The sequence below is a fragment of the Alteromonas sp. BZK5 genome, from assembly GCF_014349115.1.
Taxonomy (GTDB): Bacteria; Pseudomonadota; Gammaproteobacteria; order Enterobacterales; family Alteromonadaceae; genus Alteromonas; species Alteromonas macleodii.
Genome location: NZ_JACSOE010000100.1, coordinates 1 through 10894 on the forward strand (window position 1 = coordinate 1; position 10894 = coordinate 10894).

7 protein-coding genes and 3 tRNA genes are annotated in these 10894 nt (G+C 43.7%); 2 read left to right on the forward strand and 8 right to left on the reverse strand.

What is annotated here, in order from left to right:
- Positions 1-37: 37 nt before the first annotated feature.
- The 8 genes from rimP to BIZ39_RS18640 all read right to left on the reverse strand — a co-directional run bounded on the left by rimP (position 38) and on the right by BIZ39_RS18640 (position 9142).
- The gene (gene rimP / locus BIZ39_RS18605; RefSeq protein ID WP_014949254.1) at positions 38-496 is read right to left on the reverse strand and encodes a ribosome maturation factor RimP; all 459 of its coding nucleotides are present in this window, start codon (positions 494-496) and stop codon (positions 38-40) included.
- Positions 497-873: 377 nt separating this feature from the next.
- Positions 874-1875, reverse strand: coding sequence for a two-component system response regulator (locus BIZ39_RS18610; protein WP_014976349.1), 1002 nt, complete (start codon positions 1873-1875; stop codon positions 874-876).
- A 14-nt stretch (positions 1876-1889) separates the two neighbouring features.
- Entirely contained in the window at positions 1890-5225 is a 3336-nt protein-coding gene (locus BIZ39_RS18615) for an MHYT domain-containing protein (protein ID WP_187447690.1), read from the reverse strand.
- A gap of 182 nt (positions 5226-5407) precedes the next feature.
- A tRNA-Met gene (locus tag BIZ39_RS18620) sits at positions 5408-5484 on the reverse strand.
- Between the two features lie 52 nt (positions 5485-5536).
- Positions 5537-5613: transfer RNA gene (locus tag BIZ39_RS18625), tRNA-Met, on the reverse strand.
- Positions 5614-5666: 53 nt separating this feature from the next.
- Positions 5667-5743: transfer RNA gene (locus tag BIZ39_RS18630), tRNA-Met, on the reverse strand.
- Between the two features lie 201 nt (positions 5744-5944).
- Positions 5945-6247 (reverse strand): 4a-hydroxytetrahydrobiopterin dehydratase, encoded by a 303-nt coding sequence (locus BIZ39_RS18635; RefSeq protein WP_049586648.1) that lies wholly within the window; start codon positions 6245-6247, stop codon positions 5945-5947.
- Positions 6248-6436: 189 nt separating this feature from the next.
- Complete coding sequence (locus BIZ39_RS18640; RefSeq protein WP_187447691.1) at positions 6437-9142, reverse strand: TonB-dependent receptor; 2706 nt, start codon at positions 9140-9142, stop codon at positions 6437-6439.
- A gap of 421 nt (positions 9143-9563) precedes the next feature.
- Between BIZ39_RS18640 and BIZ39_RS18645 the strand changes: the two genes are divergently transcribed.
- Both BIZ39_RS18645 and BIZ39_RS18650 read left to right on the forward strand, forming a co-directional pair.
- Positions 9564-10550: a mechanosensitive ion channel family protein gene (locus BIZ39_RS18645; RefSeq protein WP_187447692.1), complete on the forward strand. Its 987-nt coding sequence runs from the start codon at positions 9564-9566 to the stop codon at positions 10548-10550.
- Positions 10551-10567: 17 nt separating this feature from the next.
- Positions 10568-10732 carry an entericidin A/B family lipoprotein gene (locus BIZ39_RS18650; protein ID WP_014949248.1) on the forward strand — a complete coding sequence of 55 codons (165 nt, stop codon included), beginning with the start codon at positions 10568-10570 and terminating at the stop codon, positions 10730-10732.
- The last annotated feature ends 162 nt before the right edge of the window (positions 10733-10894 follow it).

The following is a 10894-nucleotide window of genomic DNA, read 5'->3' on the forward strand; positions in this document are numbered from 1 at the left end:
CTCTTTTGCTTTCGTCGATGAAAGCAGAGCTGTTCCGTTAATCGAACGTGGGAACAACGTTACCTTTTTCGATATTCGCCACAGCTAACTGGAACTGCTGGCCATCCACTTCAATACTTACGATGCCATTTTCGCACGCGAGTACTTTGCCTTTAAAATTACGTCTGTCATCCATTGGCATAGACAAACGAATTTGAACCACTTCACCCACAGACTCGATATAGTGCTTCTCTTTGAAAAGCGGTCTGTCCATACCCGGTGATGACACTTCCAAGTTGTATTCAGTGCTAATTGGATCTTCAACGTCCAAAATTGCGCTAACCTGATGACTTACATCTGCACAATCATCAACGGTAATACCGTTTTCATGATCAATAAAAACGCGAAGAATAGAATGCTTCCCCGCTCGTACAAACTCGATCCCAACCAACTCAAAACCCAGTGCTTCAACACCTGGCTCTAGCATTTCGGTTAGTTTCTCTTCAAGTTTTGCCAATGCAAACCTCCAAAAACGAAAAAAGGGCCTAAAGCCCACCTGTCATCACCCGGCTCAGCGAGGCTGACTCCAGGTTTTAATACAACAAAAAGCCCCGGACTAGCGGGGCTTTTATTAAAATTCTGAACCCATACCTGCCAACAAGGGCAGTTGCAAACCTATGGGTAAAACCACCGTTAGGTGATAGCTTGCTAATGATAAGTGCGTTACTTTCCTGTACTGAGGGAGCCCGCTCTCATCACTTAATGAACACATTATACGTATAGCCGTCGCATTAAGCAACAGCCAATAGGCGCACACACTGGAGGGTATCGATTTTTTCTGTGTAAAATTCGGCCTGCATGAAAGTATTTTAATTGCGGTTTAGTCCAGCAGACTTAGTCTTCGTCTTTAAATGTCGCTTTAATATCAAGAATTTTAGGCATAATTTCTATCATCAAATCGACAAGTCTGGGTTCGAAATGCTTTCCCTTTTGGCTTTGAAGAAAATCTACCGTTTTTTCAATACTCCAGGCGTCTTTATAAGGACGTTTGCTGGTTAAGGCATCGAACACATCAGCAATGGCGCAAATACGCCCCTCAATGGGAATATCTTCACCCGCAAGCCCTTTAGGATAGCCTGACCCGTCCCATTTTTCATGATGGGTAAGCGAAACAGACTTTGCAACTTTCAACAACAAAGAATCGCCGCAATCACCAATGATTTCCGCACCAATCTCAGGGTGGTTTTTCATGGTGGCAAACTCTTCGTCTGTCAGCTTCCCTGGTTTCAACATTATACTATCAGCAATACCAATTTTGCCGATGTCGTGCATCGGTGCAGCATGAAGCAGAATTTCAGCCTGTTTATCTGTAAGTCCATAGGCAAGCGCAAGTTCTTTCGAATAATGGCTCATGCGCATGACATGCATGCCCGTCTCATTGTCTTTATATTCCGCCGCTCTACCTAAACGCTGTACAACTTGTAAACGGCTATCAAGTAGCTCGTCAGCTTGCACCAAACTGAGGTGGGTTTTAACCCGCGCTTTTACGATGGCCGGAGATATAGGCTTAGTAATGTAGTCCACAGCGCCCGCTTCGAAGCCTTCCGTTTCTTCGTGTTCATCATTTAAGGCGGTGACAAATATAACGGGGATGTGCCTTGTATCTGCTTGCTGTTTAAGCTGGCGGCATACTTCAAAACCCGTCAGTCCTGGCATCATAACGTCAAGCAATATCAAATTTGGCTGTCTAGTCTCAGTGAGCTTTAACGCTTCTTCGCCATTTCTCGCAAAAATAAGCTGATAATCATTAGCGAGAAGTTGCTTTAAAACCCTTAGGTTTACTGGCTCATCGTCAACGAGTAATAAAGTAGGTTTTGTGATTTCAATGTTTAACATGCCGCGTCTCTTGGCTACTTTAATTCTTGTATCAATGTAGAGATGCGCTCATGCGCCAACTCGAACTCAAAATCATCGATATCTAAGAGAATTTGAGTTATCTGTTCTTTGTGACTAGAACACCCAACCTCGCGTAAAAATGACAATTCATCTTCATCTACCATGTTTTGCTCTACACTATCGAGCATAGCCTCCAAATGACTCAGCAGCAATGCATTATCGATACTTTCATTAATGGCATTTTCGGCATACAGTGGCGATTCGCTAAGCATCAACTCGATTTTATCTAAGGCATCACGAAGACGGTTAACGTCTTCAATATTCACCTCTGATTTTAGAGCCTGAGCTTCAATTTCCCTGGTTGTATGATAGAAGGTGGTTAAGCAAAGATTACCCGATGTACCTTTTAAACCGTGTGAAAGTGTAGCAACCGCTTTATAGTCTTCACGAATTGCCGCCCCCATTAAGTCGTCGACTTTATCCCTGCAGGTAGTAGAGAATTTATCCACCTCTTGTAGGACGACCTCTTCACTCCCCCATAAATCGATGGCCTTCTTCAAATCCAACACGTTTTTATCAACTTTAAGCGCAGATGCTGGAGCATTTACTTCTAATGTGTCTGGTACCGAGTCCAACTGAAGTGTATCTATGTTAAGCACGCGAGCAATCTCGTCCATCAATTGAGGGAAATCGACGGGCTTGTTGGCGAACCCTTCCATTCCCGCCTGCTGCGCGGCATGTTTGTCCTGTACTAACACGCTAGCGGTCAGCGCAATAATGGGCGTAGGTGGTAAGCTATTTTCTTTTTCAAACTCTCGACGCTGTTTGGCTGCCTCTAGGCCATCTAACTTTGGCATCTGTAAATCCATCAGTACCACGTCAAACGACTTAGCGCGCATTTTATCTAATGCAATCTGTCCATCTGTTGCCGTTTCTACAATGTGGCCAGCGCGTTTTAGCAGCAACGAAAGCAGCTCAAGGTTTTGCTGCACATCGTCAACAACCAGTACGGTTAACGAGGTTTCAATACGTGCTGCTTTCGAGGAGAGCTCACTAGATACATAATCATCAATTTCTACAACTTCTAGAGGAAGTCTGAAAGTAAAGGTCGTTCCTTTACCTTTTTCACTAGTTGCACAAATATTACCGCCCATCAGTTCAACTAACTGCTTGGAAATAGTTGTTCCCAGCCCCGTGCCGCCGTACTTTCGACTCATCGATGCATCTGCTTGAGAGAACGGGTCGAATACTCTTTCTACTTGCTCTTGCGTCATACCAATGCCGGTATCTGTCACGTCAAAATACACAAACTTTTCATCACTTTTGACATTGATAGTCACTTCACCCTCGTGAGTGAATTTAACGGCGTTGCCTATCAGATTGTTAAGTACCTGTCGCATTCGCTCCGGTACACCTCTGTATCCGTTAGCTACCGAATCATCGACATTAAGTACAAGTCCAACTTTTTTGCGCTTGGCTTCTAACCAAAATGTTGAAATAACCAAATCCAACTCTTCGCGAATAAGGAAATCGCGATAATCTAAATCAAGCTTACCTTTATCCAACTTCGCGCTATCAAGTATGTCGTTAAGAAGATGCAGCAATGAACGTGCGGAACGGTTTATCGTGGTTAAGTGAGATTTTTGCTCTTCGCGTAAGGCTTCTCCTAACATGAGGTCGCTAAAGCCTATTATTGCATTCATAGGCGTACGGATTTCATGACTCATATTAGCAAGAAATGCGGTACGCGCAGCGGCAGCTTGCTCTGCTTTTTCCTTTGCCGCTTTTAATTCATTCTCCATCACTTTTCGATGTGTAATGTCAGATATGAAGCCGTCTACATAGAGCACCATGCCATCATCGTCTTTAACCTGTACTCCATGCTCGATAACCCACTTCACCTCTCCGGATTTTGCGACGATTCTATATTCATATGAAAAGGCGCCTACATCAGGACTAATAGATGATAGACGCTCTACATCATCAGGATGGTAAAGATCGGTGAAAGAGCGCTTCGGATTGGGCAAGGTAAAATCTTCAGGCGGGTATCCGGTTACTTCTGTTACAGCATCACTAATAAATACCATGGGCCACCCTGGCATACTTAAACAGCGATAAGCCATACCAGGAATATTTGAGATAAGACTTCTAAATTTAGCTTCGCTCTCGCGCAATGCATCTTCCATTTCCTTGCGTTTACGTAAATCAGAAGCGAAAGAGACAAAAACGGGCTTACCATCAATTTTTGTGTAGCCGACACCCAAGCGCACTGGTATACGCTCACCGTCTTTGCGAAGTACTTCTACTTCTCTTCCTGTACCAATAATTTGCTCAGTTGGTACTACTCGCTGACTGAAGAAGTCATCACCGTATAAATGACGTCTTTCAGGAGTTACTACCTCAGCTGCGTGCATACCGATTATTTCTTGCTGAGTATAGCCATAGATGCGCTCAACAGCGGGGTTAGCGGTTTTTATAATGCCTTTGTCATCAACGGTCAGGATGGCGTCGACGGCGGTATCGGTAATAGCACTTTGAATTCGCTCACTTTCAATGGCGCGTACCATTACATCGCGATATTTAAAAAGAAGGCTAATGCCCAATACCATGGTAATTAATATTAACGTAACGATAGCAATCGAAATTGCTAGATAAACAGCAATATCTGAAGACTGACCCGACGTTTCCATTCCTGGTGGCAATACGAATCTTGCTGCCGCCATCCCCGTATAGTGCATACCAGAAATAGCCAGTCCCATGACGATACTTGCAAGTAATACATGTTTTCCTAACAGCTTTTTACTTTTCGTAGCAGCTGTAATGCCGAATTTAATCCACAGCGACAGCATGGCTAAACACACAGCTACCACAATAGAAAGGGCAAACATACCAAGGTCGTAACGAAGAAGCGGTGCCATTTCCATAGCGGCCATACCACTATAGTGCATGGTGCCAATACCGGCACCTACCAGTACACCGCCTATCATTATTTCAGCGAGGCTAATACGGGACTTAGTTAAAAGGTGAAGCGCCACCCAAGCAGCGGCAAACCCGGGAACGGCAGAGAGCCCAGTAATGAGTGGATCATAGTCAACGGGCAGACATAAATCAAAAGCGGTCATCCCTAAGAAATGCATAGACCAAATACCACCGCCTAATGCAACGCTGCCGGTGCCTAATAAGGTATTTCGTCGAAGTTTGTGTTCGGTGATCGCGGCTTGCCCTGCCACATTAAACGCCATATATGAAGCAAACACAGCCACCATAAGCGATAGAATGACCAAAGGAACATGATAAGCACCTTCTATTAAGGTGGCGTGTTCTTCAAAAGTAAAAAAACGGGATATCATAACGCGGCCATACTACCTATTAATCTAATTTCTAATGGTGCGACAGCTATAACTTAGCACATTCACATATGAAGTGCGGTTATCAATTCGTAGCAATTAATTCAAGATTATCGTGTAAAACAAGAAGTCAAAGTGTTTTTTTGCTGAAAAGAAAAAACCCAGCAAAAGCTGGGTTTTAAATGTGGTTGCGGGAGCAGGATTTGAACCTACGACCTTCGGGTTATGAGCCCGACGAGCTACCAGACTGCTCCATCCCGCGACTGTACGGTAAAGCTTGCGATTGCAATGCTTTGTAATTCTGGTTTTCAAATTGGTTGCGGGAGCAGGATTTGAACCTACGACCTTCGGGTTATGAGCCCGACGAGCTACCAGACTGCTCCATCCCGCGCTTGTACGGTAAAGCTTGCCTTTGCAATGCTTTTAAATTCTGGTTATTTTCTGTGGTTGCGGGAGCAGGATTTGAACCTACGACCTTCGGGTTATGAGCCCGACGAGCTACCAGACTGCTCCATCCCGCGCCAGAAAATTATTGTTGTAAGCGCTTCATTTAATGCCTCGCTTCAACGTGGTGCGTATTATACATAGGGACTTTCGCAACACAAGTACCAGCATGCGAAATATTTCATTTTTCTGACTGTTAGCGGTTTAATTGACCAACATGAACAAAGTTAATACGAATTAACCGATTTTCGGTTCCTATTTACACACGTTGATCCAAGCTATTTAAACTTTTCCATTTTTTCAGCCAACGAGAAATCTAATTCTGTTAGCCCACCAGCGTCGTGCGTAGTCAATGTTACCTCTACTTTATTATAAACATTGAACCACTCTGGATGATGTTTTAGCTTTTCCGCCCAAATCGCAATTTGAGACATCCACCCAAAAGCTCGGATAAAGCTCTTAAACATAAACGTCTTTTTGATAGTGTCTCCACTTTGCTCCCATAGTGTGTCATCGGAAACCAGTTCATTGAGCGCTTTCAATTTTTCGTTAATTTCATTATCAGACAGCTTCGTCGCCATTCTTATCTCCTTCAATCACTGATGATTACGTAAAAGTTTTACCTACTACGAGATACTTTAATCGATTGGTTTAACATTAGAAGAGACTGGAGACAAAATCACAAAGAGGAGTGGAGGCTAAGGTTTACAAAAAGCCACCCTTTAACTTCTATAGTCAAAGGGGGGCGATACTTCTACCTTATTAACAGATTAGAACTCGATAGCTAAGCGCGCATAGATTTGACGACCTCGTGGATCGTGAACCTTAGAGTCAAACCCGCTGTTAGTGAATAGCTGTGGAGGCTCTTCGTCGAACATGTTAATTGCGCCTAACGTCAATACATAACTTTGTTCTGTATCATATAAGCCACCTAAGTCGATGTTGTATTGAGCATCTACCGTCAAGTGACTATCCACTTCGTAATAGCCACCTGAACAACCACCCACGTTAGCATTACCGTCCGCGCAATTTTGATCATCATCATATGATGAGATATAACGAAGGAAGATATTGGCTGCATGGATATCGTTTTGCCAAGCCAGTCCCAAGTTCGCGCGCAATTCAGGAGAAGACACACCAATGTTATTGAAGTTACGGCGTCCAGCACCATCAATGTTTCCTGCCTGTGGGTCCATCAAGTCATACTTAGTGATGTAGGTCGCATTCAACGTAGGTGTAAAGTTACCGAAGTCTGTCTCTATTTTATAACTGGTTACAAAATCAATACCCGATGTTTCCATAGAACTCGCGTTAACATACGTGTTATTTACTTGAAGAACAGGCCCAGTCATCGGGTCTCCAGCACGGATAACGCGGTCTGGATTAGTCGGGTCTTCATTTAGTACCGCCTGCGCGTTCTCTTGAATGATTAGGTCTTCAAACTCGAAATTCCAATAATCAACTTCAACAGAAAAGTCTCTGAAAGGCTCGTATGAGAAGCCAATATTATAGGCTGTCGACTCTTCGGGTTTTAGCTCTTCATTACCCGATGTTCTAACAGCCACAAATGCCGTAGCACCTTGAACGGGGTCAATAAGCTGTTGCAACGACGTTGCGCCACCTTGTGCTAAGAACACTGTTGGCGCTCTAAACGACGTAGATATCGAGCCGCGAAGTGAAAACTCATCAGTCGCACGCCACGATATCGCTAACTTTGGATCCACCGTACTTCCAATGGTACCGCCGTAATCTTCATAACGAACCGCTAGTTGAACATCTAACTCATCATTTATTGGTAATGCAAGTTCACCGAACGCTGCCCATACATCCTGGCTACCATCAATATCAGGGTTGCCGATAACGAATGTGAAACTGTCTTGGTTAGCAAGATCATCGTAATCTTGGCTAAGCTGGTTTTCACGATATTGAACACCCAAAGCTAACGCCGCAAAGCCACCGCCCATTTCGAACACATCAAACGATGTAATCGCTTCGAAAACTTCAAGGTCCGCTTTAGAGTCAATCACTTCGGTTCCCGTAAAGGAGCTAACCACATAATCAGAGTTAGGTGCCGTTGTGTAAGACGTTGCAAATGGATTGAAGAATTCGCAATCCCCTACCCCTGGCGTTCCTGCGATAGGATCACAATTAGAGCCACCTAGACCGTATAGCGCAAGCTGAAACTCGGTATTTAGTACGTCAGGAACCCTAAATACAAAATCGTTAACCGCACGTGTATAGCTAACTTCCCAGAACCCAGTATCTGTCACACCTTGTAAACTGGTGCTAAAGCGAAAGGTATCTGATTCGGTATTAGCTGGGTCACCAGGGAAGCCGTTACCTTCAGCGCGGCCGAAGAAAGCAACAGGCTGACCAAATGGATTCTGCGGATGGTAATCCGGAACAATTGGAGAGGTTAAAATTGGGAAGCTCGGTGCTCCACCACGTTCTGCACGGTTTCTCGCTAAACTGAATTCAGCCGACCATGTAATATCGTTATCGAACTCGTAGTCTGCACGTACATAAGCATTTGTTCGGCTCTCATCGGCAACATATGAATAAAATTTACCGAAATCAAAACCGCAAAAACCAATTTCTAAACCTGGCACTGTACCACTTGGCGCAAGTAAATCGGGTGCGCCACCAAACTCCTCACATCCGTAAGGGTCGATAATAGGCAGTGCCCCTGCACCTGGGATATTTAAGAAGAAAGAGCCTGGGTTACCCAGAGCACTTGTATCGTCTTGGGGACGACTTAGTCGTCTATCGCTGAGAAAAAGCGGCGAACGGTTGGTATAGCTTATCGCCGCTAGTACGCTTCCGTTATCTCCGGTTGCGCCCCATAAACCTTGTAAAATGTATTCTTTGTTGTCGCCATGCGCACCATCTTGATAGTCAAGGCTTACCATTGCTCCGTCATAATTGCGTTTGGTGATAAAGTTAACGACACCTGCAACGGCATCCGAACCATATAGAGCCGACGCACCATCTTTAACTACTTCCATACGATCAATGGCAATCATCGGTACAAGCGAACTGGTATCGACGAAGTTCAGGCCTTCGTTCGTTGGTTGCGCTGTAACGACCTGACGCTTATTGTTAAGTAAAACCAGAGTAGACGCTACGCCTAAACCACGAAGGTTAATATTCGACGTACCCGCTGTTGCGTTTTGCGTAAATGCATCCGGGTTGTTTTCAGCACCCGTGTTAATAGTGAGTGTTTGTGTAATATCCGCAATATTCTTTGCGCCAATCGCGTCGATAGCCACGCTATCTACCACGGCTAGTGGAGAAGGAGATTCGAAGTTTTCGCTACGGCGAACAAAACTACCGGTAACCAAAATGAGTTCTACGTCTTTCTTAGCTTCTTGCTCACTTTCAACGTCTGCTTCTTGGGCTGATGCGATATAAGGAGAGCAAAATAAAGCAGTACCGACCATTGCCGCCACTGCTGTCTTACGCGTTTTAAATTTCATAGTGTGATTCCAAATCTGGGCTTATCACTACCGGCATTACTACCCACACTTTCCGCTAGCGACAGGCTGTTCGATTTCGTGTTGTTATTGTCTGAGGCCATGAACAAATATTGACCTACGCAATTGATACTATGCTTGAATTTCACCTTTGTAAATTTATTGTGAATAATATGTTTACATTAATTTTACACATGGTCTGACCAGATATCCTTTAGGATAAATTGAAGCCTTTCCACCGAATTTAGCCATATCCCAATTGAGAATATGTTTCCCAATATGGGAAATTTATTCATTACGCTTGATTGATCGCGCACCTCAAAAATCAGGCATACCCTCTAACTTTCAATACGTTACAAGATTATTTTGAAAGGAATGATTCTTGAAATATCAAGAACACTTTATATGAAGGTGCACGAGGTCTATGGAGTTTCCAAAAATAGATGAGGTTTATAAATTACTCAGCGAAAAGCTAGAGTCTTGGGTAGAGGGCGGCATTACGCTTCTTCCTAACATTGTTGTCGCATTTTTTATTGCAATAGCCTTTGGCATTATCGCCAAAGTGATCGGCAACGTTGCTGGCAAGATTATGCGCAGAACGTTTGAGTCTCGACAAATTGCAAGCCTCCTCACCTCCATAATCAAATCTATCGTTTTAATAGCGGGAATTTTCATTGCGCTAGACTTTGTTGGCCTCAAAGGTACTGTCACCTCATTGCTTGCAGGCGCAGGTATCGTCGGGTTGGCCATTGGTTTTGCGTTTCAGGACATGACCGAAAACTTCATTGCCGGTGTGGCCATGGGAATTCGAAAACCCTTTGAGATTGGCGACGTCATTGAGGCAGAAGGTGTATTTGGTAACGTAAAGGAAATAAACCTTAGAAACACCTTAGTTGAAACCTTTTATGGTCAACTTGAAGTTATACCCAACAAGATTCTTTTCCGAAATATATTGACCAATTATTCATATCTTGGTTATCGAAGAATAGAGGTCCCTGTAGGCATTTCTTACGCTGATGATATAGAAGAAGCCGCTAAAGTTATTACGGATGCTATGAATGAAAAAGATTATGTAATAAAAAAAGAAGAAACCGCGGTATACGCAGAGTCTTTTGGCGATTCAAGTATCAACCTATTACTGTGGTTTTGGATTCGATATCCAGGGGAGCCTGGATTTATGGTCGTACGCCACGACGCGATCAGTACGGTAAAAACGGTATTAGAAGAAAACGATATTCTTATTCCTTTCCCTATCAGAACATTGGATTTCAATGCCAAAGGGGGAGATAAACTTAATAGCATGCTTAAAAGGCAGGATGAGAGAAGTCCAAGTAAAGGTAATACAAATTCATCAACTGAGCAGTCTGATGTGAAAGCGGGTGATAACCCTGAGCAACCCGCAGAAGAATGAAACTAACGGAGATGCAAATGGAAATGTTAAATTCAAAAACACTTAAACACGCTTTTTTAGTACTTATACTCGCAGCCAGTTTTGGGAGCTTAGGCGGTTGTGCAACAGTTGAAGGGGCCGGTAAAGATATTCAAAGTGCTGGAGAAGCCATTGAAGAAGGTGCCGAGGAAGCGTCTAACTAACTCGTTTCTGTCGACATAGGTCTTGCCGATAAAGTACGACTGTGTAGGTAAAAGCCTGACGATGAGACTGTAACTAATTTTGTGTAACTGCCTATCTCAATTTACTCTATAGAGAGTTAAGGATAGGCAGATGAACATGAATAAGAAAGAGCTTGAAGCTTT

Excerpts from the sequence above, each read along its gene's own strand:
- BIZ39_RS18650 (WP_014949248.1), top strand. The coding sequence starts at position 10,568 with ATGGAAATGTTAAATTCAAAAACACTTAAACACGCTTTTTTAGTACTT.
- BIZ39_RS18615 (WP_187447690.1), bottom strand. The coding sequence starts at position 5,225 with ATGATATCCCGTTTTTTTACTTTTGAAGAACACGCCACCTTAATAGAA.
- BIZ39_RS18640 (WP_187447691.1), bottom strand. The coding sequence starts at position 9,142 with ATGAAATTTAAAACGCGTAAGACAGCAGTGGCGGCAATGGTCGGTACT.
- BIZ39_RS18610 (WP_014976349.1), bottom strand. The coding sequence starts at position 1,875 with ATGTTAAACATTGAAATCACAAAACCTACTTTATTACTCGTTGACGAT.
- BIZ39_RS18645 (WP_187447692.1), top strand. The coding sequence starts at position 9,564 with ATGGAGTTTCCAAAAATAGATGAGGTTTATAAATTACTCAGCGAAAAG.
- BIZ39_RS18635 (WP_049586648.1), bottom strand. The coding sequence starts at position 6,247 with ATGGCGACGAAGCTGTCTGATAATGAAATTAACGAAAAATTGAAAGCG.